At 63.5% G+C, this 25,165-nt stretch carries 22 protein-coding genes and 1 pseudogene; 13 read left to right on the forward strand and 10 right to left on the reverse strand.

Features of this window, described 5'->3' with window-relative positions; all coding sequences use genetic code 11:
• Positions 1-3 precede the first annotated feature (3 nt).
• The 4 genes from NYR97_RS00655 to NYR97_RS00670 form a co-directional block, all read right to left on the reverse strand.
• Positions 4-564, reverse strand: a complete 561-nt coding sequence (locus NYR97_RS00655; protein WP_023904555.1) for a hypothetical protein — start codon at positions 562-564, stop codon at positions 4-6.
• A 310-nt stretch (positions 565-874) separates the two neighbouring features.
• On the reverse strand, positions 875-994 hold the full coding sequence (locus NYR97_RS00660; RefSeq protein WP_316696021.1) for a SymE family type I addiction module toxin: 120 nt from the start codon (positions 992-994) through the stop codon (positions 875-877).
• A gap of 554 nt (positions 995-1,548) precedes the next feature.
• On the reverse strand, positions 1,549-2,529 hold the full coding sequence (locus NYR97_RS00665) for an IS5 family transposase (protein ID WP_316696022.1): 981 nt from the start codon (positions 2,527-2,529) through the stop codon (positions 1,549-1,551).
• Positions 2,530-2,933: 404 nt separating this feature from the next.
• Entirely contained in the window at positions 2,934-3,572 is a 639-nt protein-coding gene (locus tag NYR97_RS00670; RefSeq protein ID WP_316696023.1) for a hypothetical protein, read from the reverse strand.
• Between the two features lie 193 nt (positions 3,573-3,765).
• Between NYR97_RS00670 and NYR97_RS00675 the strand changes: the two are divergent.
• The 8 genes and pseudogenes from NYR97_RS00675 to NYR97_RS00710 form a co-directional block, all read left to right on the forward strand.
• Positions 3,766-3,897, forward strand: a pseudogene (locus NYR97_RS00675) (hypothetical protein); the annotation flags it as partial.
• Between the two features lie 506 nt (positions 3,898-4,403).
• Entirely contained in the window at positions 4,404-4,733 is a 330-nt protein-coding gene (locus NYR97_RS00680) for an STAS domain-containing protein (RefSeq protein ID WP_006451387.1), read from the forward strand.
• 18 nt (positions 4,734-4,751) lie between these two features.
• The gene (locus NYR97_RS00685; RefSeq protein WP_316696027.1) at positions 4,752-6,767 is read left to right on the forward strand and encodes a chemotaxis protein CheA; all 2,016 of its coding nucleotides are present in this window, start codon (positions 4,752-4,754) and stop codon (positions 6,765-6,767) included.
• A 68-nt stretch (positions 6,768-6,835) separates the two neighbouring features.
• On the forward strand, positions 6,836-8,992 hold the full coding sequence (locus NYR97_RS00690) for a methyl-accepting chemotaxis protein (RefSeq protein ID WP_316696028.1): 2,157 nt from the start codon (positions 6,836-6,838) through the stop codon (positions 8,990-8,992).
• 10 nt (positions 8,993-9,002) lie between these two features.
• Positions 9,003-9,521 (forward strand): chemotaxis protein CheW, encoded by a 519-nt coding sequence (locus tag NYR97_RS00695; RefSeq protein WP_316696030.1) that lies wholly within the window; start codon positions 9,003-9,005, stop codon positions 9,519-9,521.
• A gap of 28 nt (positions 9,522-9,549) precedes the next feature.
• Complete coding sequence (locus NYR97_RS00700; RefSeq protein WP_316696032.1) at positions 9,550-10,833, forward strand: EAL domain-containing response regulator; 1,284 nt, start codon at positions 9,550-9,552, stop codon at positions 10,831-10,833.
• A 2-nt stretch (positions 10,834-10,835) separates the two neighbouring features.
• A complete protein-coding gene (locus NYR97_RS00705) occupies positions 10,836-11,642 on the forward strand; it encodes a CheR family methyltransferase (RefSeq protein WP_316696033.1) in 807 nt (268 codons plus the stop codon).
• Positions 11,639-12,778, forward strand: a complete 1,140-nt coding sequence (locus NYR97_RS00710) for a protein-glutamate methylesterase/protein-glutamine glutaminase (protein ID WP_316698464.1) — start codon at positions 11,639-11,641, stop codon at positions 12,776-12,778. Before NYR97_RS00705 ends, NYR97_RS00710 begins: the two co-directional genes overlap by 4 nt.
• 24 nt (positions 12,779-12,802) lie before the next feature.
• Here NYR97_RS00710 and NYR97_RS00715 read toward each other — a convergent pair whose 3' ends face one another.
• The 4 genes from NYR97_RS00715 to gpmA all read right to left on the reverse strand — a co-directional run bounded on the left by NYR97_RS00715 (position 12,803) and on the right by gpmA (position 18,067).
• Positions 12,803-14,365: a phospholipase D family protein gene (locus NYR97_RS00715; RefSeq protein WP_316696035.1), complete on the reverse strand. Its 1,563-nt coding sequence runs from the start codon at positions 14,363-14,365 to the stop codon at positions 12,803-12,805.
• A gap of 154 nt (positions 14,366-14,519) precedes the next feature.
• Positions 14,520-16,622 carry a M13 family metallopeptidase gene (locus NYR97_RS00720; RefSeq protein WP_316696037.1) on the reverse strand — a complete coding sequence of 701 codons (2,103 nt, stop codon included), beginning with the start codon at positions 16,620-16,622 and terminating at the stop codon, positions 14,520-14,522.
• Between the two features lie 221 nt (positions 16,623-16,843).
• On the reverse strand, positions 16,844-17,161 hold the full coding sequence (locus tag NYR97_RS00725) for a hypothetical protein (protein ID WP_316696038.1): 318 nt from the start codon (positions 17,159-17,161) through the stop codon (positions 16,844-16,846).
• A gap of 156 nt (positions 17,162-17,317) precedes the next feature.
• Positions 17,318-18,067, reverse strand: coding sequence for a 2,3-diphosphoglycerate-dependent phosphoglycerate mutase (gene gpmA, locus NYR97_RS00730; RefSeq protein WP_316696039.1), 750 nt, complete (start codon positions 18,065-18,067; stop codon positions 17,318-17,320).
• 103 nt (positions 18,068-18,170) lie between these two features.
• Here gpmA and nfi point away from each other — a divergent pair, with 103 nt between their 5' ends.
• The 3 genes from nfi (at position 18,171) to NYR97_RS00745 (ending at position 20,603) form a co-directional block, all read left to right on the forward strand.
• On the forward strand, positions 18,171-18,884 hold the full coding sequence (gene nfi, locus NYR97_RS00735) for a deoxyribonuclease V (protein ID WP_316696040.1): 714 nt from the start codon (positions 18,171-18,173) through the stop codon (positions 18,882-18,884).
• A gap of 111 nt (positions 18,885-18,995) precedes the next feature.
• On the forward strand, positions 18,996-19,886 hold the full coding sequence (locus NYR97_RS00740; RefSeq protein WP_316696041.1) for a pirin family protein: 891 nt from the start codon (positions 18,996-18,998) through the stop codon (positions 19,884-19,886).
• Between the two features lie 255 nt (positions 19,887-20,141).
• Positions 20,142-20,603 (forward strand): hypothetical protein, encoded by a 462-nt coding sequence (locus NYR97_RS00745; RefSeq protein ID WP_316696042.1) that lies wholly within the window; start codon positions 20,142-20,144, stop codon positions 20,601-20,603.
• Between the two features lie 108 nt (positions 20,604-20,711).
• On the opposite strand, the gene NYR97_RS00750 is transcribed toward NYR97_RS00745, so the two are convergent.
• Together NYR97_RS00750 and NYR97_RS00755 are read right to left on the reverse strand one after the other, a co-directional pair.
• The gene (locus tag NYR97_RS00750; RefSeq protein ID WP_316696043.1) at positions 20,712-21,143 is read right to left on the reverse strand and encodes an OsmC family protein; all 432 of its coding nucleotides are present in this window, start codon (positions 21,141-21,143) and stop codon (positions 20,712-20,714) included.
• Positions 21,144-21,176: 33 nt separating this feature from the next.
• Complete coding sequence (locus tag NYR97_RS00755; RefSeq protein WP_316696045.1) at positions 21,177-22,031, reverse strand: pirin family protein; 855 nt, start codon at positions 22,029-22,031, stop codon at positions 21,177-21,179.
• A gap of 254 nt (positions 22,032-22,285) precedes the next feature.
• Here NYR97_RS00755 and NYR97_RS00760 point away from each other — a divergent pair, with 254 nt between their 5' ends.
• Entirely contained in the window at positions 22,286-24,358 is a 2,073-nt protein-coding gene (locus tag NYR97_RS00760) for a carbon starvation CstA family protein (RefSeq protein ID WP_316696046.1), read from the forward strand.
• Positions 24,358-24,582, forward strand: coding sequence for a YbdD/YjiX family protein (locus NYR97_RS00765; RefSeq protein WP_005926176.1), 225 nt, complete (start codon positions 24,358-24,360; stop codon positions 24,580-24,582). Before NYR97_RS00760 ends, NYR97_RS00765 begins: the two co-directional genes overlap by 1 nt.
• Positions 24,583-25,165 lie beyond the last annotated feature (583 nt).

A 25,165-nucleotide genomic window follows, 5' to 3' on the forward strand; every position in this document is an offset into this window, starting at 1 on the left:
CCGTCAGTAGGTCTTGGTCCAGGCCAGGATCAGTTCCCCTCGGCTGATTTTCAGATTGGGATCATGCTCTGGATCAGCCAGGTGTTTCGTCAAAATCCGGCTACGCATATACACATTGATCGTGCGGTCATTGACTTCCAGCAAGATGTAAACGTGATGCCGCCCGTTTGCCGAGTAGCCATAGACCAAGAAAAATTCATCAACATCCTCTTTGGGGACGTTGTGCAAGATCAAATGGCCTGGAAAGATCGTCTCAAAATCGATCTCGACATAGCGCTCCACGCCGTCCATTGCGGTCCAGCGGATATCCACCGTCGATGGAAACCCGCGCGTCTCGAACTCTTCGGTACTGCCGAAGCCGCCTGTCCAGTCATCTTTCCAGTTCGGCTTGGGGGGCGCACCAGAGGGCTTGTCTAGATAACTGGAATGCTGCTGCCGCGCAAAGATGATGCTGCACCGCATAACGTGATAACACCGCGGATCAAACGAATAACTATCAAACCGCAGCGGCCACGGCTCGCCCGGCTTTTTTCTTGCCAGATGCAGATTAGGAATGTTGAACATGTCGGGGGGACTCCATGTCGAGGGGCGCGGGAGTAAATTAGGTGGGTATCAGACAATGCACACTCAGCGGAATATAGCAAAGCGGGCTCTTCCTGCATCCAAGAAACACAACGCTGCGACGCCAGCTCGATCGCCTCGCGCCACTGTGGCTACAACTCTGTCCCCACAAGGCGGTAGCGATACAACATCTGCTCGCGTTGCACTTGCTGCGACGATGGCGGCGAGTGCTGGATGAAGGCAACCGCGTGAGAATGCTCGACCAAGGCCGGTTGCAGGATCGCGCGGGTGGCGATGTTGCACAGCAAGCTGCTCAGTCCTTACGGGCCAAGCTCACCACCAGTTCGCCGTCGCGCATGCGGATATCAAGCTTGCTGCCAATGACAAAGCCCAGTTGCTCCAGCCAGCGGCCGCGCAGGCGCAACGTCGGCACGCGTTGCTGGCTGGCAGCATAGTAGCCATAGCCAATGGTGCACTGCTGTGGTGGACGCGGGCGGCGCGCGGCGCGTTGCTGACGTGCAAGATCTGCGGCATTTGCTGCCCTACTTCGCCGGCTGTGAGCATGCGAGGAGATGATGACTCCACGATGCGCCAGACCGCGTCGCGCTTGGGCTGATGTGGTACACGCTTGCGCGCATTGTTGGGGCTGGACGGCGGTTGACGCATGACAAATCCTCCTTGCCGAACAGGCCCCGCCGCCACGTGGCGACGGGATATCGGGAGGTTAGAAACCGCTAGTAGTCGGCGGGCGTATTTCCCCGAAGGGTGTTGTATTAGCCGCCGTCCCGACGCAGGCATCACGTCGGCTGCACCTGCAAAAAAATGCAGGCACAAAAAACCCACCGGTTTGACGGAGGTGGGTACCGCTACTAGGGATGGTCTGATCAATGAGACCTGAGGACGCGGGACGTGCATTTCTCCAAGGAACTGCGTTTGGATCGTCGGAATTTGCACATTTTTCGGCGCGATCCGGACGTCATATCCCGATTACAGGCGCACGCCCCCCGCGGCGGACAGTAACTGCTTGCGCTTCATCCACAGGTTTGACAGCGCAAACAACGTCAGCACCTGCGCCGTGTTCTTGACCAGGCCGCGATAGCGGACCTTGGTGTAGCCGAACTGGCGCTTGATCACGCGAAACGGATGTTCCACCTTTGCGCGCACACTGGCTTTGAAGTGTTCCCAACGCGCTTCCTGAGCACGCTCACGTTTGTTGCCAATGGCTTGCATCGTCGAGCGTTTAGCGGCAATGAAAAATGCTGCCTCGCAGGTCTGCAGTTCTTCGCGTTTGTCTGCACCGGTGTAGCCGCTGTCGCCAAACACACTGTCTTCCTTACCGTGCAGGAGCGCGTGCGTCACCGTGACATCGGCGACATTGGCCGCTGTGCAATGGACGTGGTGCACCAGCCCGGAAAACTCATCCACGCCGACGTGCGCCTTCATCCCGAAATACCACTGACTGCCCTTCCTGGTCTGATGCATTTCAGGGTCGCGCGCATGGTCGGCGTTCTTGGTCGAACTGGGCGCAGCGATCAGCGTTGCATCGACGATCGTGCCCGACCGTAGGCTCTGACCCTTGCGCGCCAGATGCGCGTTGACGGCCTCCAGCATCTGCGCGGCAAGGCCATGGGTTTCCAGCAGACGGCGAAAGTTGAGAATCGTGGTCTCGTCAGGAACATTGTCCAAGCCGCCGAGCTGGGCAAAACGCCGTAAGGTCGGGATCTCATGCAACGCTTCTTCCATCGCCCGATCGCTCAACACATACCAGTGCTGCAGCAGATGAATCCGCAACATCGTCGCCAGGGCGTAGGGCTGCCGACCCGGCCGACCCGACATCGGGTAGTGCGGCGCGATCAGACCGAGCAATTGCTCCCACGGAACCACCTGCTCCATCTCGGCCAGAAAGATCTCGCGCCGTGTCTGCTTGCGCTTGCCCAGGCCCTCAGCGTCACCGAACGTCAGTTGCATGGATCACTCCTCAACATGAGGCGGGTAGTGTCGCGTATCTGTGGTGCGTTGTTCAGAGGTTACTTAGGTCTCCCCCCTTCTAGGCGTTCGAAAAGTTTGTTGGTTGTTAGCGTTCACCTTGACCCCATAAATGACGATATCGTCATTTAATCTCCTCACAGACATTTGCCGGGCAATCTATTGGACGCAGATACCGTTTAAGCAAGCTTTACCGACATTGAGCGAAAGCGCGATATCGGCCCCTCCTGCGCTGTCAGCAAGCGTGGCCTGCAGCAGGCTCGCCGCTCCGTCAAGCTCAGATACCGCAAACCATCTGCACGGCTTAGCTAGCCACGGAGCTGAGAAAACACATCGCCAGAAGTGCATCACGCGCAGGTACGCGTGAATTTCACCCGGCGATTAGCTCAGTAGGCCTGCCCAATGACATCTGACATGTCCTCGCAAAATCTTTCGAATCCAGCGCCTCCATCGTTCTCGTCAGCGGTCCAGTAGAGCGTGGACGTTGCAGTGAGCGCGAGTATTCTGCCCCCGGCTTTTGCATCGAAGTTTAGCCACTCTGCGTCGGCGTAAAGTTGCTGCAGATGATTGAACACGAGCTCGTTGATAGGGTCGAGACGACGACTCTCTCCAAAGTGGCAGTACTGGTTTCTCGCCCCATGAACGATGACGCCTAGGGGCAGGTGTCCCACTTCTCTGCCAACGCAAAATTTCAGAGGAAGTTCGAACTTCTTCTTGATCCGGGCACCCGGATAATCGTGGATTAGACGGTTGATTTCAGATTCAAAGTGCAGCGCACCTGTTCCCTTAACCGGCGAGGCGCCATGCAGGTCAATGATTTTGTGAGCCAGCACTATCAACGATCCTGCTAGCATTTCGCAGGCCACATACTCAGACCCTGAAGAGTTAAAATCCTTTAAGGAAATCTTAGGCTGGCAAAGTGCGGTGAGCGCTTTGAATTGCGAGGATTGCCGCTGATGCTTGATCGCATCGAACAGTATCTTGGCCGCTACTTTGCTGCCGGCCAAGAACTCGTCCTTTTCCACCGCATGGGTCCAGATCCCTAGTCGTTCCTAATGTTCTCAGTGTCGAGGCTAACGCAAATTTTGCGTGAGAGTGGCGACCTGCGACCTCTGGTCTAGGCGCCTTGCCTGGCGGACCACTGGCTAAGAGCCTGTTCAAAGGCTCGTTAACAGCAACGCCAGAGACGCCGAGTGGATCATCTGTAAGCTGGCATTAGTGGTCCAGAAGCAGCCCAAGATCTACACCATGGACGGCCCGAACAAGCTGCGCATCAAGCTGCCGCTGCCGGAAGGTGTGGATCGTTTCAACGCTGCGCGTGGCTTGTTGACGATGCTGGCGCCGAGGTAAAGGCCTGCTTCATCGGTTGCGTTTGCTTCGCGCACCGATCTCGACAATAGACGACGCAAGGACGCGTCGATCGCGTTGCAATCGCGGAGCAAGGATATGCGAACTCGATGCGGCACTTTCACCAAAACCCATCGCACTCTGCGATGCCGGCCCACGACACGGTTGCCTTTTTAATGCGTATTCTCTGCAATGGCACTGCAGAAAATCCATCCCACACGCATTAAAGAATTCGGCCGGAATGCGGCTATCTGTCCCGCAGGACTGTCCGGGACATTCGACTCCCGAGCCTGCTTGCGACAAACCTGAGCAATTAATGCCCAGGCAGTGATGGATTTCTCAAATCCGTCACCGCACTGAATTTTGCCTAAATATTCCCGCCGCGCGCCGATACCTGCATAGACCGGCATGTCCCCGTGTGCAGAGCTGCCCACGCAAGCCCACGCCGGAGCGACCTTCTTCCGCGTCATGGCGCGCATCCGTGCGCCATCGCATCGCTTGAGGCATCAATGAACACGCCACTGTCCGCTCTACCCGCGCCACTGACACTCGCCCTGGAAGGCGAGATGACGATCCGTCGCGCTGCAGAACTCAAGCCGCTCTTGCAGCCGGCATTGCTGCACCCGGGTGGATTGCATCTGGACCTCGCTGCGGTCAGCGAGATCGACACCACCGGCCTGCAGTTGCTGCTGGCCACCAAGCAGGCGATCCAGGCCGATGGGCGGCCATTTTCGCTCACCGATTCCAGCCGTGCGGTGGTCGATGTGATCGAACTGCTGGGCCTGCTCGAAGCGCTGTACCCGCATGCGGTCGCGTGCCTCGGCGAACGCATTCACTAACGGACAGGTAACACGCGCATGGACATGAACCAGCTGATGCAGACCTTTCTGGCCGAGAGCCGGGATCTGCTCGAAGACATGGAACGCCATCTGCTCGAAGCCGAGCGTGGCGAGTCTTCGCCCGATGCGGTCAACGCGATCTTTCGCGCGGCGCATACCATCAAGGGCTCGGGCGGCTTGTTCGATTTGCCGCAGCTGGTCGGCTTCACCCATGTGCTGGAAAGCGTGCTGGATCTGGTGCGCGATGAAGCGCTGAGCCTGAGCTCTGAATTGATCGCGCTGCTGCTGGTGTGCTGCGACCACATCCATGCCTTGGTGGAAACCGCGGCCGATCCAAGCCACGCCGATGCGGCCGCATTGGCGACCGAGGCCGAGCCATTGCTGGCGCAACTGCAGACCTATCTGCAAGGCAGCGTGTGCGGCGTCACTGAGGCCGCCATCCAGCTCGGCACACCTGAAAAACAAAGTGGTTACTGGCGTATTTCGTTGACGCTGTTTGCCGATGCGCTGCGCTTCGGCAACTCGCCGCTCAAGCTGATTCGCAATCTGCGCGGCCTGGGTTCGGTCGAATCGATCAGCACCGACTACAGCCAATTGCCGAGCTTCGAAGCGCTCGATCCGGAAGCCAACTATCTCGGTTTCCAGATCCTGTTGCGCAGCGATGCCGACCGCGCCGCAATCGAAGACGTGTTCGAGTTCGTGCGCGAGGATTGCGATCTTGAGATCACCTCGGTGCCGGCACCGACCGAGGCTGCCGCCCTTCTCGTCAGCGAGCCTGCGGCTAGTGCACCGGTCGCCAGCACGCTCGCGGCAGTGCCCAATTCAACCTCGGCTGCAACGCCGCCACGCGCCCCCCAGGACCCCGCCTCACGCAACGCCGAAGCGCGCTCGATCCGTGTGGACGCCGACAAACTCGATCGCATGATCGATCTGGTCGGCGAACTCATCATCGCGGTGGCCGGCACCAACGCCAACGCGCAGCGCACCGGCGACGCCCAGTTGTTGGAATCGGCCTCGATCCTGGCCGGCCTGGTGGAAGACGTACGCGAGAGCGCCCTGCAACTGCGCATGGTCAAGATCGGCGGCACCTTCGGCCGCTTCCAGCGCGTAGTGCACGACGTGGCGCGCGAACTCGGCAAGGACATCGCGCTGGTGGTGGCCGGCGAAGACACCGAGCTGGACAAGTCGGTGGTGGAAAAGATCGGCGACCCGCTCACCCATCTGGTGCGCAACGCGATGGACCACGGCATCGAGCCGGCAGATGTGCGTGTGGCGTGCGGCAAGCCAGCACGAGGCACCGTGGGCCTGAACGCCTATCACGACTCCGGCAGCATCGTCATCCAGATCACCGACGACGGCGGCGGCTTGAACCGCGACCGCATCCTGGCCAAGGCGCTGGAACGCGGGCTGATCGAGCCGGGCCGCCAGCTCAGCGACCGCGACGTGTTCGCGATGATCTTCGAGCCAGGGTTTTCCACTGCGGAAAAAGTCACCAACCTGTCCGGGCGCGGCGTTGGCATGGACGTGGTCAAGCGCAACATCACCGCGCTGCGCGGCACTGTGGAGATCGACAGCGCCGCCGGCGTGGGCACCACCATTTCGGTGCGGCTGCCGCTGACGCTGGCCATCATCAACGGCTTCCAGGTCGGTGTCGGCAAGTCGGTGTTCGTGGTGCCGCTGGATGTGGTGGAGGAATGCGTGGAGTTCACGCCCGACTACGCCAGCGACTACATCGATCTGCGCGGCAGCGTGCTGCCGTATGTGCGCCTGCGCGAATTGTTCGCGCTCGGCGGCAAGACACCTGCACGCGAAAGTATCGTGGTGATCCGCCAGGGCGCGCAGCGCTTCGGCCTGGTCGTGGACACGCTGCTGGGCGAATGGCAAACCGTGATCAAGCCGTTGTCCAAGGTCTTCGCACAGGTCAAGGGCATCAGTGGCTCCAGCATCCTGGGCAGTGGCGATGTCGCGCTGATTCTGGATGTGCCCAGCCTGCTCCAGCAATTGCATCCCAACCAGGACGCCCTGGCGGCCTGAGCGTTTACACCATCACTCCCCACATCACCGCGTTATTCGTTGTTCCCTGACCCCAGGAAGCTGCCGCCATGTCACACCGTCTCCCAATCGCCACCCAGTTGTGGTTTACCGCCGCCCTCGCCCTTGTTCTGCCCGTCGTCGTGGTCGTGGCCGGCTTTGCGCTGACGCTGTCGCACGGCGCCCTGCTCGCCGCCAGCGTGGTGGCCGCCCTCGTCAGCGGCGCATTGCTGGCCTGGTCGATCCGCATCGCCAACGACTCGTTGAGTATCGCCACCACCACCCTGGACGCATTCGCACGCGGCAACTTCGATGTGGCCATGCCGCAGGTGCGCGATGAGCAGGCTTGTGAGGTCTTGCGTGCACTGCGCAAGGTGCAAAGCAGCATTCGCCATGTCAACGACGAGATCAACCGCGTCTCGCAGGAACACGACGCCGGCGAGATCGATGTCCGTATCGACGTGGCGCGTTTCGACGGCGACTTCCGCACGATGGGCGAAGGCATCAACCGCATGGTCGCCAACCATATCGCGGTGAAGAAACAGGCCATGGCCTGCGTGGCCGAGTTCGGCCGCGGCAACTTCTCCGCCGAGCTCGAGCGCCTGCCGGGCAAGAAGGCCTTCATCAACGAGATCGTCGACCAGATCCGCGGCAACCTCACCGGCATGGTCGCCGAGGTCAACCGCATGGCGAGCGAGCACGATGCCGGCGATATCGACGTGGTCATCGACACGCAACGTTTCACCGGCGATTTCCGCCGCATGGCCGAAGGTATCAATGCGATGGTCGCCAGCCACATCGCGGTCAAGAAGCAGGCCATCGCCTGCGTGGCCGAGTTCGGCCGCGGCAACTTCACCGCGCAGCTGCCGCTGCTGCCGGGCAAGAAGCGCTTCATCAACGACACCCTGGAACAGGTGCGCGGCAACCTCACCGGCCTGATCCGCGAGATCAACCACATGTCGGCCGAACACGAAGCCGGCGATATCGATGTGGTCATCGACAGCAGCGGCTTCGATGGCGATTTCCGCAGCATGGCCACCGGCATCAACCAGATGGTGGGCGCGCATATCGCGGTGAAGAAACTGGCGATGGGCGTGGTGGCCGAATTCGGTCGCGGCAACTTCGATGCCCCGCTGGCGCAGCTGCCGGGCAAGAAGGCCTTCATCAACGACACCGTGGAGCGGGCACGCGGCAACCTGCGCAGCATTTCCGAGGTGATCCAGGTGATGGGCGCGATGGCCGACGGCGACCTCACCCACACCGTGGAAGGCCGCTACGAAGGCGCCTTCGCCGACATGCAGCGCTACGTCAACACCACCATGAGCCGGCTGACCGAGATCGTCGATGAGGTCAACCGCAACGCCGAGAACCTGGCCAGCGCCTCGGAACAGGTCAGTGCCACCGCGCAGGCGCTTGCACAGGCCGCCAGCGAGCAGGCAGCCGGCGTGGAAGAGACCAGCGCCTCGCTGGAACAGATGACCGCCTCCATCGCACAGAACACCGAGAACGCGCGCGTCACCGACAGCATGGCCGCCAAGGCCGCCAGCGAAGCGGCCGACGGCGGCGACACCGTGCGCGCCACGGTGGTGGCGATGAAGGACATCGCCAAGAAGATCGGCATCATCGACGACATCGCCTACCAGACCAATTTGCTGGCGCTCAACGCCGCCATCGAGGCCGCGCGCGCCGGCGAGCACGGCAAGGGCTTTGCGGTGGTCGCGGCGGAAGTGCGCAAGCTGGCCGAGCGCAGCCAGATCGCCGCGCAGGAAATCGGCGAGGTGGCCGGTTCCAGCGTGGAGCTGGCCGAAAGCGCCGGCCGCGTGCTCGGCGAGATGGTGCCCTCGATCCGCCGCACCTCCGACCTGGTGCAGGAAATCGCCGCTGCCTCCGAAGAACAGACCGCCGGCGTCAGCCAGATCAACACCGCCGTCGGCCAGTTGAACCAGACCACGCAGTCGGCCGCTGCCAATGCCGAAGAACTGGCCGCCACCTCGGAGGAAATGAGCGCGCAGGCCGAGCAGCTGCAGCAGTTGATGGGCTTCTTCCGGCTCGGCAACGGCTCGCGTGCGGCGGCATCGCCCAGCAACAAGCCTGGCCCGCGCCGGATCGCAACGCATGGCAGCAGCACCGCGGTCAGCGCACCGCCGCGTCGCAGCAACGTGCGCCAGATCAGCGCGGTGGCGGCCACCGCCGATGCGATCGACGAATCGCAGTTCGCCAGCTTCTGAGGAACCGACGATGCAATCGCACAGCGCAGCCATCACCACCAGTGCGCCGTCCTCGACGGCACCGCAGCAATACCTGACCTTTCTGCTGGGCACGGAGATGTTCGGCCTGGGCATTCTCGGCATCAAGGAAATCATCGAGTACCGCACGCCCACCGACGTGCCGATGATGCCGCCGGCCCTGCGCGGGGTGATCAACCTGCGCGGCGCTGTGGTGCCGGTGGTGGATCTGCAGCAACGCTTCGGCCGCAGCGCCAGCGCAATCACCAAGCGCAGCTGCATCGTGATCGTGGAGATCGCCCATGGCGGTACGCAGCAGGTGCTCGGCTTGCTGGCGGATGCGGTCAGCGAAGTGCTGGACATCGCGCCCGACGACATCGCCGGCGCGCCCAGCTTCGGCGCCGGCATCGCCCGCGATTTCATCCAGGCCATGGCCAAGATCGGCGAGCGCTTCGTGATCCTGCTCGATGCCGATGCCGTGCTGAGCAACGACACCCTCGCCCAGCTTCCTGTCGCCGAGCTGGCGGCCTGACATGCTCCGCATGCACGCAAGGACTCCCATGCGCCCCACCCTTCTCTCCTGCAGCTGCGCGCTGGACGGCCCGGTATTGGTCGTCGACGACAGCGTGGTCCAGCGCGAGCATGCGATGGCGCTGTGCCGCCAACTGGGTGCCGTTGCGGTCGATGGCGCGGTGGACGGCCACGCTGCGCTGGCCTGGTTGAGCAGCGCCATCGCACCATCGCTGCTGCTGATCGATCTGGAAATGCCAGGCATGGACGGCGTGCAGCTGCTCGACGCGCTGGCGCGCGGCAAGTACAGCGTACCGGTGGTGGTGGTCTCGCAACGCGGTGGCGCCCTGATCGATGCGGTGATGCAGCTCAGCCGCAGCGCCGGCGTACGCGTGCTCGGCGGCATCGAAAAACCGATGCATCTGCAGGACCTGGCCACCGTGCTGGAGTGCGAACCCGAACTCGCCGCCAACCCGACGGTATTTGCGCCGATGCCGATCTCGCCGCTGATGTCCAGCGGTGGCGCGGCCGCGTCGCGACTGGACCGCGCCATGCGCCGCGGCGAAATCCGTGTGGCCTATCAACCCAAACTCGATCTCAAGGATGGCCGCCTGCGCGGTGTGGAAGCGCTCGCCCGCTGGCGCCGCCCGCAAGGCGACATGATCGGACCGGACCGCTTCATCCCGCTGGCCGAACGCGAAGGCCTGATCCACGCATTGACCCAGCAGGTGATCGACAAGGCGATCGCGCAATTGGTGGACTGGCGTGCAGAAGGCTTCGCACTGAGCCTGGCACTGAACCTGTCACCCAATCTGCTCAGCGAGCAGGGTTTTCTCGAACAGCTATGCGCCAAGCTGAGCGACAACGGCCTGAGCCCCGCCGATCTAGTGCTGGAACTCACCGAAAGCGCCATCGTGGAGCCGGCCAATGCCTTGAGCATGCTGGCGCGACTGCGTCTGCATGGCTTTGGTCTGTCGATCGACGATTACGGCACGGGATTCTCCTCGCTGCAGCGCCTGGCCAGCATTCCGTTCACCGAACTCAAACTGGACCGCAGCTTCGTGCATGCCGCGCATCGCAGCCGCAGCCAGCGCACCGTGCTCGAATCCACATTGGAACTGGCGCACCGGCTTGAACTGACTGCCGTGGCCGAGGGCGTGGAAACACCCGAGGACTGGCGCCTGCTGCGCGAGCTCGGCTGCGATCTGGCGCAAGGCTATCTGATGGGCTCGCCGATGCCCGGGCCGATGCTGTCGGAATGGTGGCGCGAACACGCCGTGCGCATCGCGCGCCTGAGCGACAGCGCGCTGGCCAGCGATGCGGATGTCGCCTGACCATGAGCACCGCCACCGCCATCACCGAACAGGAATTCGGCCGCTTCCAGCGCTTCATCTTCGAAGCGGCCGGCATCAGCATTTCCTCCGGCAAAAAAGCCATGTTGTGCGGCCGCCTGGGCAAGCGCCTGCGCGAACATCAGTTCAGCAACTACACGCAGTATCTGCAGTTGCTGGAAAGCCGCCAGGATCGCGCCGAGATCCAGACCGCGATCGACCTGCTGACCACCAACGAAACCTATTTTTTCCGCGAGCCCAAGCACTTCGAGCTGCTGCGCAAGCTGGCTGGCGACCATCGCGGCGGCCTGCCGCTGCGGTGCTGGAGCGCAGCCAGCTCCAGCGGCGAAGAGGCCTACAGCATGGCGATGGTGCTGGACGACACCTTGCAAGGCCGCCCGTTCGAGGTGGTTGGCAGCGACATCAGCACCCGCGTGCTGGCCAAGGCACGCACCGGGCATTACGCCCTGCAGCGCATCGACGGCATTCCGCAGGCGTATCTCAAACGCTATTGCCTGCGTGGCCAGGGCGAGTACGAAGGCACCTTGCTGGTGGAACGCCGGCTGCGCGATCGGGTGAAGTTCGTGCACGCCAACCTCAATACCGCGTTGCCGGCGCTGGGCAGCTTCGATGCGATCTTCCTGCGCAACGTCATGATCTATTTCAATGGCCAGACCAAGCGCGAGGTGATCCTGCGCGTGCTGTCCAATCTCAAATCGGGCGGGCATTTCTGCATCGGCCATTCGGAAAGCCTGAGCGAACTCGACATCGATCTGGTCCAGGTGGCACCCTCGATTTTCCGCAAGGCCTGAGCCAAGGATCGCCCGTGTCGACAGCCTTCAACCGCCCCGCCGCCAGCCCGGCTGCCAGCACCAAGACCATCAAGGCCATGGTCGTCGACGACTCGGCGGTGGTGCGCCAGGTGCTGGTGAGCGTGCTCAATGACGCGGCCGACATCGAGGTCATCTCCACTGCAGCCGACCCGCTGCTGGCGATCGAGAAGATGCGCAAGCAATGGCCGGACGTGATCGTGCTGGATGTGGAAATGCCGCGCATGGACGGCATCACCTTCCTGCGCAAGATCATGAGCGAGCGGCCTACGCCGGTAGTGATCTGCTCCACGCTCACCGAAAAAGGCGCGCGCGTCACCATGGATGCGCTGGCCGCCGGCGCGGTGGCGGTGGTGACCAAACCGCGGCTGGGGCTCAAGCAATTCCTCACCGATTCGGCCGACGAACTGGTCAATACCGTGCGCAGCGCCGCACGCGCCAACGTCAAACGGCTGGCCGCGCGCGTCACTGCGGTGCCGTTGGAAGCGGAGGTCAAGCACACCGCCGATGTGATCCTGCCGGCGCAGAGCGGGCGCGCGCTGGCGCAGACCACCGAGCGCATCGTCGCCATCGGCACCTCCACCGGCGGCACCCAGGCGCTGGAAGAAGTGCTGACCGCGTTGCCGCGCGTGTGCCCCGGCATCGTGATCGTGCAGCACATGCCGGAGAAATTCACTGCTGCCTTTGCCGCGCGCCTGAATGGTTTGTGCCAGATCGCAGTGAAAGAGGCCGCCAACAACGATCGGGTGATGCCGGGCCGCGCGTTGATCGCACCCGGCGGCAAGCACCTGCTGCTGCGCCGCAGTGGCGCGCAGTACTTCGTCGAGGTCATGGAAGGCCCGCCGGTCAACCGCCATCGTCCGTCGGTGGATGTGCTGTTCCGCTCCGCCGCACGCGCCGCCGGCAGCAATGCACTGGGCATCATCATGACCGGCATGGGCGACGACGGCGCTGCCGGCCTGCTGGAAATGCGTCAGGCCGGCGCACGCACCGTGGCGCAGGACGAGCACACCAGCATCGTGTTCGGCATGCCCAAGGAAGCGATCAAGCGCGGCGGCGCCGACCGCATCCTGCCGCTGGGCGCGATGGCACGCGAGATAGTGACGCAGCTGCAGTAACGCGCTGCGCAAAGAGCACGGGCGTTACAACTGCGACTCCAACGGCAACCAGCCCATCACCGTCGCTGCACCACGCCGCCACACGCTCGCTGCCGGCTCTTGCGACCACACCTCGGGCGGTTGCGCCGCATCGTCGTGCCAGCGCAGCTCACCCTGGTCCAGGGTCACGCGATAACTCAGCGCTGCACTGACCTTGTGGCTGTACAAGCGTTCCAACTCTGCGGTCACAGTGCGGTCGTCGAACAGCAAACCCATCTCGGTATTGAGGTTCATCGAGCGCGGATCGAGGTTGAACGATCCGATGAAACCGCTGCTGTCGTCCACCACAAACGCCTTGGTATGCAGGCTGGCACCGCTGGAACCGAACAGGCTGCCGTCCGGCTTGCCCATCGGCTTGAGCTCGTGCAGGCGCACGCCTTGCGTGAGCAAGGGCACCCGGTAATCGGCGTAACCGCTGTGCACCGCCACCACATCATTGGCAGCCAACGAATTGGTCAACACGCTGACGCGCACATCGCGCCGACGCAACGCGCCGATCCAGCGCATGCCTTCTTCACCCGGCACGAAATACGGCGAAATCACTTTCAATTCGCGCTGCGCGTGCGCCATCTCGCCGATCAAGGTCGGCGTCATCCAGTCCGCTTGCGGCGGCGCGCCCTCGGCCTTTTGCGGCGGGTCGGAGACGATGCGCGCCCGATCCAGCCAATGCACCTTGCGCTCGCCCTGCGTCAACGCCTGCACGCTGGGCGATCGACGCAGCCGCTCCACGTAGGGATGCGCGCGTGCCGATTCCAGCCCGGCATCCAGACTGCCGCGCAACGCATCCAGTGCCTGCGGCTTGGCCGTCACCAGCGCGGCCAGCGGCAGCGCATTGGGGCTGTTCCAGTAGGCATCGAACACCTGCTCGGCCTGGCCCACGGCCGGCCCCATCACCGCTGCGTCCATGTCCATGAAGTTGGTGTCGCGCGCCGCGTCGAAATACTCGTCGCCCACATTGCGGCCACCTACAACCGCGATGCGGCCATCGGCGATCCAGGCTTTGTTGTGCATGCGTCGGTTGATGCTGAACATGCGCAGCACCATCTCCACACCACGCATCAACGTGCCTTCGCGCGCGCGGGTGGGATTGAACAAGCGGATCTCGATCAACGGATGACTATCGAGTGCTGCCAGCACCGAATCGCTGCCGTGGATGTTCATGTCGTCCAGCAGCAGGCGCACGCGCACGCCGCGATCGGCCGCGTGCAACAGTTCGTTATGCAACAGGTTGCCGGTGAAATCGGCATGCCAGATGTAGTACTGCAGATCCAGGCTACGCCCGGCCGCACGCGCGGTGAGCGCGCGCACCGCAAACGCATCGATATTGTCGGGCAGGATCACCATGCCGGTTTGATCGGCATGCGCCTGCTGCAACGGCGCGACGACGTGATCGATCGGCGTCGCCAATGCGGTGGCTGGCAACGCATGACTCGCCGGGCCACGCTGGCGATCGGCAAAGCGGCCGTAACCGTACAGCGACAGCACGCTACCCAGCACGAGCACCAGCGCCCCGATGCCGATCCATTTGAAGATGTTTCGCTTTGTCACTGCCGGCCCCGTATTGCAGAGCGCGGCAGTCTAGACGCTGCACATGCATGCCGATGTGCAGACGCTAGCGCACAAGCGAGCTCGACAAACCCCGCAAAAACAGCGGGTTTTCGGCGAGCACTGCCGCAACAGTGCTCGCCGGATGCAATCACGCTTACCAGATCGCGACGCGATCCTTGTCCCCACGCACCATCGCATCGCCCGGCTTGCACTGGAATGCCTGCGCAAACGCCGGCATGTTCGACGGCGCACCATTGGCGCGGAAATTGGCCGGCGCATGCGGGTCGGTGTTCAAGCGCACGCGCAATTCGCCATCGGTGAAGTTGCGGCGCCACACCGTGGCCCAGTTCATGAAGAAGCGCTGATCCTGCGTATAGCCATCGATCTGTTTGTTGGCGTCCGGCTGTTCCTGCAATGCCATCTGCAATGCATCGAAGGCCACGGTCAGGCCACCGAGATCGCCGATGTTTTCGCCCAGGGTCAGCTTGCCTTTGACGTGTACGCCAGGGATCGCCTCGTAGCCATCGAATTGCGTCACCAGCTGATCGGTGCGCTGAGTGAACAGCTTGCGGTCCGCATCGGTCCACCAGGTATCGAAGTTGCCCTTGGCATCGAACTGGCTGCCCGAATCGTCGTAGCCATGCATCATCTCGTGCCCGATCACCGCGCCGATACCGCCGTAGTTCAACGCCGGGTCGGCCTTGGGATCGAAGAACGGCGGCTGCAAAATCGCCGCCGGAAACACGATCTCGTTGCGGGTGGCGTTGTAGTACGCGTTCACCGTTTGCGGGGTCATGTGCCACTCGCGCTTGTCGACCGGCTTGCCGATCTTGTCCAGCATGTAGCGATAGTTGAACGCCTGCGCGGCCTGCATATTGGCCAGAAACCCATCGCCACGGGTTTCCAGGCCCGACCAATCGCGCCACTGATCCGGGTAGCCGATCTTGGGCGTGAAGCTGGCCCATTTTTCCAATGCACGCTGCTTGGTTTCCGCGCTCATCCAGTCGAGTTTTTCCAGCCGCGCCTTGAGCGCGACGGAGAGGTTCTGCACCAGCTGCTGCATCTGCTCCTTCGACTCGGCAGAGAACGCAGATTGCACATAGAGCTGGCCCAGCGCCTCGCCCATTGCCTCGTTGACAGCGTTCAAGGTGCGCTTCCAGCGCGGCAGCATGTCTTTTTGACCACGTAGCGTCTTGGCGTAGAAATCGAAGTTGGCCTGCTCGAACGGCTTGGCCAGATACGGCGCTGCCTCATCCACGCTGTGGAAGCGCAGGTACGCCTTCCAGGTCTCCAGCGGCGTGTCGGCCAGCATTGCATCGAGCTCGGCAAAGTAGCCCGGCTGGCTCAACGAGAAGGTCACTGCCGGTATTTTGAGCGCGCTGAAAAACGCCTGCCAATCGAAGTGCGGCGTCACTGCGTTGGCGCCGGCCACATCGACCGGGTTGTAACGCTTGGCCGGGTCGCGCAGTTCGATGCGCGACAGCGAGGCATTGGCCAGGCGCGTTTCGAACGCCATCACCGCCTTGGCCTGCGTGGCCGCCTGCGCTGCCGGAACGCCGGACAATTCCAGCACGCGTGCGATGTAGGCCACGTACTGCTCGCGGATCCTGGCCTGCGCCGGATCGGTGTAATAGCCCTTCTCGGGCAGGCCCAGACCGCCCTGCCCCGCGTAGGCGATCATCTGCTCGGAATGCTTGTAATCGGCATTGGCGCCGAACGAGAACATGAAGCCCTGGCCCTGCGCATAGCTATTGCGCAACCACGCCGCGATGGCCGGCGCATCGGTCAGCGCGTCGATGGCCTTCAACTGCGGCTGCAGCGGGGCGATGCCGGCCTTGTCGATCGCCGCCTCGTCCGAACCGGTGCGCCACAGGTCGGCGATCTTGGCATCCACCGAGCCGGCCGACAGATTGCCGCGCGCAAGTTGCTCCACCAATGCATGCTGGATGGTCAAGGAACGCTCGGCCAGCACTTCGAAACTGCCCCAGCTGGTGCGATCGGGCGGCACCGGGTTGGCCTTGAGCCACTTGGCGTTGACGAATCCGTTGAGGTCCTGGCACGCGTTGATGGCCGGATCCAGATCGTTGATGCCGAACGCCACGATCGGCGCATCGAGCTTGGAGACATCCACCCTGGTCGGCGCGGCCTGTGGCGCAGTAAACGCCGGCTTTGCAGCGTCATCGGATTTGCCACACGCCGACAGCATCACCGCGATGGCCACCGCAAGCGATAGCGGGGCGAACTTGCTCAACATCATTGAATTCTCCAAGGCACAAGACCGCGTCATGCGCAGTCGAAAAGTAGGCGATCGTCCGAAAGACAACCACGCAAGTCATTGCAGCGACACCACGACGCCCTGACGTCAGAAATCGCGCTTTGGGGAAAAATCATCTATGCCATCCAACCGGGCGCTCACGACGTCCTGTCGTCAACTGATCGAACGCTGCGTTCCGGCGCATGACGCGCCATCGAATGCAGTTACTTGCGTGCGTAAAACGGTGCCATCAACAGGTACACCGGATACGCCAACACCATCAGCACCAGCGCGATCTCATGCCCGGAAGCTGCGTCCGCCCAGGATTCCATCTGCCGCGACGGCCCAAACAGCCCGAACGCCAGCAGCAACACCCCAACGACGCAGATCAGCAGCGCCACCCCCATCGCCGAACCGGACACACGGCCATTGGCCAGCACACCGAACGCACCGCCCCCACCGGCCAACAGCAGCCCCAACGTCACCAGATACGCGCGGCAGTAAGTGGCACTCATCTGCTGCGTTTTACGTTTGCCGGACATCATGTCTCCCCTGCAAGAACACCCGCATGCGGCGCCTGTTCGATCCACGAACAGGCACCGCTCACGCTTCAAACCCGCAGGCCTCATCGACCGCGCGAAGCGAAACCCGCGACGCGCTACGCGCAATGCACGCAGCGCAGCCAGCGAACGCCGCGCTTACTTCGCCTTGCCCTGATTGGCCACCGCTTCGGCAGCGCGCTTGGCCGCTTCCGGGTCGCCCAGGTAGCGAAAGCTCTGCACCTGCAGCTCGTCGTCCAGCTCGAACAGCAAGGGGATGCCGGTCGGGATGTTGAGCTCCAGGATCTGCTCTTTGGAGACAGCGTTGAGGTACTTGTACAGCGCGCGCAGCGAGTTGCCGTGCGCGGTCACCAGCACGGTCTGCCCGGCCTTCAACTGCGGCGCGATCGCGTCGTGCCAGTACGGCAGCACGCGCACCAGCGTGGTCGCCAGCGACTCGGTGCCCGGCAATGCATTGCGATCCAGCGTGGCGTAACGGCGGTCGTGGCACGGATGACCCGGATCGTCGACGTCCATCGCCGGCGGCGGAATGTCGTAGGAACGGCGCCAGATCTTGACCTGTTCCTCGCCGTGCTTGGCGGCGGTTTCGGCCTTGTCCAGGCCCTGCAGGCCGCCGTAATGGCGCTCGTTGAGGCGCCAGCTCTTGGAGACCGGCAGCCAGTCCTGGTCGAGCTCCTTCAAAGCGCCCTGCAGCGTGTGGATGGCGCGCTTGAGCACCGAGGTGTGGGCCGCATCGAACTGCAGGCCCTCGTCCTTCATCAGCTTGCCGGCGGTAGCGGCTTCCTGGCGGCCCTGCTCGGTGAGTTCCACATCCACCCAGCCGGTGAAACGGTTGTCCAGATTCCATTGGCTCTGGCCATGGCGCAGCAGTACGAGTTTGCGGGTCACTCAGGTTCTCCGATGGGGGGCCGATCAGTCTGCGATTGTAGCGGCAGCCAGCGCATCGCTGGCGTGCACGAGATCGCCACCTGCGGCGCGCGATGCTGTGACCATGCAAGCGACGAACACTCCCGTCTTTGCCGGTTGGGACGGCAGCATCCTTCAGGCAAGACAGTTGCAACAGCAACTGGCACAGCGCGTGGTGGTGCAGGATCAAGTCAGTACGGCACCGCGGGTGCTGGCCGGTTTCGACGTCGGCTTCGAAGACGATGGCCAGACCACGCGCGCCGCAGCGGTGCTGCTGGATGCGCACACGCTGCTGCCGCTGGAAACGCATGTGGCGCGCTTGCCCACCTCGATGCCGTATGTGCCCGGCCTGCTCAGTTTTCGCGAACTGCCTGCGTTGCTGCAGGCACTGGCGTTGCTCTCGCGCACGCCTGATCTGGTCTTCATCGACGGCCAGGGCATCGCGCATCCGCGCAAGCTGGGCATCGCCGCGCATTTCGGCGTGGTGACCGGGTTGCCGTGCATCGGGGTGGCCAAGCAGCGCCTGGCCGGCAGCTTTACCGAACCCGGACCCGAACGCGGCGAGCACAGCCCGATCCTGCTCGGCGGCGCGCAGATCGGCTGGGCGCTGCGCAGCAAGCCGCGCTGCAACCCGCTGATCGTCTCGCCCGGGCATCGCGTCTCCATGCAGGGCGCGCTCGCGTGGACACTGCGCACGCTGCGCGCGTATCGCCTGCCCGAGCCCACGCGTCTGGCCGACCGGCTGGCCTCGCGGCGCGGCGAGGTCATGTCCGACGTGCAAGGCGACCTGCTGGGCTGACCGCCGGCGCCGGCAACAACGCGCAACGTACCGTCTTGCCCAACCACTCGGCCGCCATCGCGCGCGCGTGCGAAGCTTGCGTTCTCTTTACGATCGCCACGAGCCGCCGCCATGACCACGATCATCGCTCCACGCGTCCATGACATCGGCGGGCTGGAAGTTCGCCGCGCCGTGCCCACCCTCCAGGCGCGCAGCATCGGCCCGTTCGTGTTCGTCGACCAGATGGGCCCGGCCGTGCTGGAACCGGATCACGGCATCGACGTGCGCCCGCATCCGCATATCGGCCTGGCCACGGTCACCTTCCTGTGGTCCGGCGAGATCGGCCACCGCGACACGCTCGGCTCCGATCAGGTGATTCGCGCCGGCGACGTCAACTGGATGACCGCCGGCCGCGGCATCGCCCATTCCGAACGCACGCCCGGCCCCGAGCGCGCCCGCGCGCATGCGTTGCACGGCATGCAGACCTGGGTCGCGCTGCCGCGCTCGGCCGAAGAAACCGCACCGGCGTTCTATCACCACGCCGCCGCCAGCCTGCCGCAACAACGCCGCGATGGCGCCTTGCTGCGCGTGATCGCCGGACGTGCCTATGGCGAAGAATCGCCGGTCAAGGTCTTCAGCGATACGCTCAACGTGGCGATCGATCTGCAGCCCGATGCCGAAATCGATCTGGACACCGGCCACCTCGAACGCGCGCTCTACATTCTGGAAGGCGATGCGCAACTGGACGGCGCGGATGTTCCCGCCCGCCATCTGATCATTCCCTCGCCCGGCGCGCGCGGACGGCTGCGTGCCAGGACGCCGGTCAAGGCGATGCTGCTCGGCGGCGAGCCGCTGGATGGCCCGCGTCACCTATGGTGGAACTTCGTGTCCAGCTCCAAGGAGCGCATCGAGCAGGCCAAGGACGACTGGCAGGCCGGTCGTTTCGGCAGCATTCCCGGCGACGACAAGGAATTCATTCCATTGCCGGAAACCCCGGCGCCCAAGCCGGTCAACTACCCCTGAAGACAGCGATACGGGCGCGGTGATGCGCCAAGTCTCGAATCGATCCCGAAGCCCGGGTGCCCCTGCGCACAGCCAATTCCAGCCATGCTTGCGACCACGCTTGAGCTTGCAGACAAAACTGTGGTAGTGATGTCGCTCTAGGTCGGGGGCATGTTGCGTGCGAGGCACAGCCGGGCGGGGAGCGCACGGGCTGTGACGACGACACGCTGGAAGGCATCGCCCCTGCGCAGTCATCCATCGCCGGGGAACACTTGAATGAAGTCCGCATCCTGCCTTGTCGGCCTGAGCTTGCTGTTGGCCGCCGTTACCGCTTACGCACAAACCTCGCCGGTCTGCCCGCCACTGCCGCCGGCCTCCGGCCTGCAATGGAACGAACTCGCAGGCGCCGACTATCTGGTCTGCAAGGCCGTGACGGCCGACGGTCGCCAGGTCGTGGGCGTCATGCTCACCACCCGCGACCCGGCAATGACGCTGGCACGTGACCGACGCGCCGAAAAAGGCCAGATCCAGCAGGAAGACTTTTACTGGTACAAGCTCGATCTGGGCGGCCGTCAGCTGCCGGGCATGGAATCGCGCCGCGTCACCGTGGTCGAACTGGGCAAGAAGCGCTACGCACAGCTGTGGATCGACGGCGCCAATACCGAAGAGCTGGCCTTGATGCAGTCGCTGGTGCAGAACATGGATCTGCAGCCGGCCAGCCTGGCGTTACAGCGCTAAACCCATCCGGGCTGCAATCCACGCGGCATGGTACTCAAGCAGCGATGAGCGATGACCAGCGACGAGCTAACCGTCGCTGATCGGCCGGCCGGGCCGCGTCGCGCATTCTCAGGTTTGGGTTGTTCCAGTGTCTGCCACTGTGCCGGTTTGCAATGCGCTGTCGATTTGCAACTGCCCGGTCAGCAGGCGATGGATCGGGCATTTCTCGGCCACTTCCAGCAGGCGCGTGCGCTGATCCTCATCCAGCGCACCGTCGAGCACGATCTCACGCGTGATCACCGTGCCCGCAGCGCCGCGCTGGGCGTAATGCAGATGCACATGCACCGCCGTCAGCGGCCACTGCTTGCGCGTTGCCACCATCGACACCGTGATCGCAGTGCAGGCACCCAACGCGCCCAACACCTGCGACTCGGGATCCGGCCCGGCGTCGGCACCGCCGTTGGCCGGCCGGGTGTCGCCGCTCCAGGTGTGCCGACCATCGTGGATGCTCACGGTGTACGGCACTGCGCCGGTGCTGACGCTGACGGGTCTGTCACTCATGACGCTCTCCCACGGTGGATCGAGCGGGCCGGTTCAAAACCGACCCTCCTGGAAATCGACGAAGGCCTGCATCAATTCCTGCTTGGTATTCATCACGAACGGGCCGTGCCGCATCACCGGCTCGTTGAGCGGGCGGCCCGCGACCAGGATCAGCTGCGCACCGTCTGCACCGGCCCGTAGCGTCAAACGCTCGCCACCGCCCAGCACCGCCAGCTCCTGCGCCGGCAGCGCACGCGCGGCATCGCCCTCGCCCACCGTCAGCGCGCCTTCGAAGGCATACGCAAACGCGTTGTGCCCGCTGGGCAGCACGTAGTCCCAGCTGACGTTCGGCGCGAGTGCGATATCCAGATACAGCGGGTCGGTGGCAGGTTGCACGATCGGCCCGCGCACCTGGCCCACGGTTCCGGCGATCACCTTGACCGTCACACCGGGCGCCGGCTGCGCGACCGGAATGCTCTCCGGTGCGTATTCCTGATACTTGGGCTCGGTCATCTTGTCGCGCGCCGGCAGGTTCACCCACAGCTGGAAGCCGCGCATGCGCCCGGATTCCTGCTCGGGCATTTCCGAATGGATCAGCCCGCGCCCGGCAGTCATCCACTGCACGCTGCCCGGGGTCAGCAGGCCCTCGTTGCCGTGGTTGTCCTTGTGCCGCATGCGGCCGTCGAGCATGTAGGTCACCGTCTCGAAGCCGCGATGCGGGTGGCTGGGGAATCCGGCCAGATAGTCTTCGGCCTTGTCGGTACCGAACTCGTCCAGCATCAGAAACGGATCCAGGTCCGGCAGCTGTTGGGTGCCGATCACGCGGGTCAGCTTGACCCCGGCTCCGTCGGAGGTGGGCATGCCGCGAATCGTGCGCAGCACCGCTGCGGTGGTGGAGGTGGCGCTCATCGAACTCTCCCTGTGCGGATTGAATAGCCTCACATGATGGATGCGCGCGACAGGCGTCCCAACCGCGGCCGGCGCAACCGATCGTTCTATTGCCTGGCTGCCGCGTCCGGCTGCTGCGGCTGACTGCCACGACGCGATCGCCCACTGCAGCCAAGACGCTCTACAACTAAAGTTTTACTCCGGCCCGGAACGGCGCCATTGACCGCAGGCAGGCAGGGGGTGACCCTTAAGTGAATCGTTCCTGAGGGGCATGCATGAAAGGGTTCTCGAAGTTGGCCTGGGGCGCGCTGGCGCTGCTGGCCGCGTTCTGTCTGGGTACCGTGGCGCTCAGGCGCGGCGAACATATCAACGCGTTGTGGATCGTGGTTGCCGCCGTCTCGATCTATCTGATCGCCTACCGGTTCTACAGCCTGTTCATCGCCGACAAGGTGATGCAGCTGGATATCACCCGCGCCACGCCGGCGGTGAGCAATAACGACGGCCTGGACTACGTGCCCACCAACAAGCATGTGCTGTTCGGCCACCACTTCGCCGCGATTGCCGGCGCCGGGCCCTTGGTCGGCCCGGTGCTTGCCGCACAGATGGGCTACCTGCCCGGGCTGCTGTGGCTGGTGGTCGGCGTGGTGTTTGCCGGCGCAGTGCAGGACTTCGTGGTGCTGTTTCTGTCCAGCCGCCGCAACGGCCGCTCGCTGGGCGATCTGGTGCGCGAGGAAATGGGCCAGGTGCCCGGCACCATCGCCTTGTTCGGCGCCTTCCTGATCATGATCATCATCCTGGCGGTGCTGGCGATGGTGGTGGTCAAGGCATTGGCGGAAAGCCCGTGGGGCATGTTCACGGTGATCGCCACGATGCCGATCGCGTTGATGATGGGCGTGTACATGCGCTACATCCGGGTCGGCAAGATCGGCGAGATTTCGGTGGTCGGGCTGATCCTGTTGCTGGGCGCGATCTGGCTGGGCGGCAAGGTTGCCGCCGACCCGAGCTGGGGCCCGGCCTTCACCTTCACCGCCAAGCGGATCACCTGGATGTTGATCGGCTATGGCTTCGTCGCCTCGGTGTTGCCGGTGTGGCTGCTGCTGGCACCGCGCGATTACCTGTCCACCTTCCTCAAGATCGGCACGATCCTGGCGCTGGCGATCGGCATCCTGGTGGTCATGCCGGACCTCAAGATGCCGGCCCTGACACAGTTTGCCTCCACCGGCGACGGTCCGGTGTGGAAGGGCGGCATCTTCCCGTTCCTGTTCATCACGATTGCGTGTGGCGCAGTCTCCGGCTTCCACGCGCTGATCGCCTCGGGCACCACGCCCAAGCTGCTCGCCAACGAAGGCCACATGCGCTACATCGGCTATGGCGGCATGTTGATGGAATCGTTCGTGGCGGTGATGGCGCTGGTAGCGGCCTCGATCATCGAGCCGGGCATCTACTTCGCGATGAACAGCCCTGCTTCGCTGGTCGGCAGCGACACCGTGGCGGTAGCCGCAAAAGTCTCCGAGTGGGGCTTTGCGATCACTCCCGAGATTTTGGAAGCCACCGCAAAGGACATCGGCGAGCACAGCATCCTGGCACGCGCCGGTGGTGCGCCCACACTGGCCGTGGGGATCGCGCAGATCCTGCACCAGCTGCTGCCGGGCGAAGACACCATGGCGTTCTGGTACCACTTCGCCATCCTGTTCGAAGCGCTGTTCATCCTCACCGCGGTGGATGCGGGTACGCGCGCGGGCCGCTTCATGCTGCAGGACCTGCTGGGCAACTTCATCCCGGCATTGAAGAAGACCGAGTCGTGGACCGCCAACATCATCGCCACCGCCGGGTGCGTGGCGCTGTGGGGGTATCTGCTTTACACCGGCGTGATCGATCCGTTCGGCGGCATCCAGACCTTGTGGCCGTTGTTCGGCATCTCCAACCAGATGCTGGCCGGGATCGCGCTGATGCTGGGCACGGTGGTGCTGTTCAAGATGAAGCGCGACCGCTACGCCTGGGTCACCATCGTGCCAGCGCTGTGGCTGCTGATCTGCACCACGTATGCAGGGCTGATCAAGATCTTCGACAGCAACCCGGCGCAGGGTTTCCTGGCGCAGGCGCACAAGTATCAGGACGCGATCGCCAGCAACACCATCACCGCGCCGGCCAAGACGGTGGCGCAGATGCAGCAGATCGTCACCAACGCCTACGTCAACACGGGGCTGACGGTACTGTTCCTGTTCGTGGTGGGCTCGATCCTGATCTACGCGGTCAAGACCATCGTGATTGCGCGCCGCAACCCGCAGCGTAGCGACCGCGAAACCCCCTACGTGGCCTTGCAGCCACATCAGATGGCGGACCTGTAATGGGCACCCAACTCGTCCTTGCCAGCCAATACCAGGTGCATCGCCGCATCTGGCGACGCCTGATCCAGACCGCACGCCTGTGCTGCGGCATTCCCGATTACGATAACTACGTGCGCCACATGCTGGAAAAACATCCCGACAAACCGGTGATGGACTACCCGGCCTTCTTCCGCGAGCGCCAGGACGCGCGGTACGGCGGCAAGAGCGGGTTTCGTTGCTGTTGATCGGTGATCGGTTGATCAAGAAGTAGAAACGCAACAGGGCGCGATGCGAATCGCGCCCTGTTGCGTTGATGTGGACGCGAGATCGCGGTTTTCTTTACGCGATTGGACATTTCGGCAGATTGGTTGCAGAGCGGTTGATCTGCGGATTTGCTGCAGGGCCCTTGCCCGCCCACCATCGCGGGACACGCCGCAAAGCAGAGCGGCTGATCTGTGTCTTGGCTGCAGGGCCCTTGCCCGCCCACCGTCGCGGGACACGCCGCAAGCTGACAGGCTGATCTGTGGCTTGGCTGCAGGGTCCTTGCCCGCCCACCGTCGCGGGACACGCCGCAAGTACGTCCTTGTAGGCTCTTACGCGGCATCCATGCCGCGTAAGGTCCCGCGACGGTGGGCGGGCAAGGGCCGATCAGGATGGTCGGTGTGCATGGTTGCAAGCAGTGCAATACGCGCGTTTTTTAGATGACGGCGCGAATGATGGCGCTCTTGATCAGCGTCGCAACGCGAACGAATAACAAACAGGCTTTCAACGAAGCGGCCTACGAACTCTCTGGTGCGGTGCCCTCGCCGCTTGCGGGACCGTGTGGCG

The organism is Xanthomonas hydrangeae (assembly GCF_032697525.1).
Classification (GTDB): domain Bacteria; phylum Pseudomonadota; class Gammaproteobacteria; order Xanthomonadales; family Xanthomonadaceae; genus Xanthomonas; species Xanthomonas hydrangeae.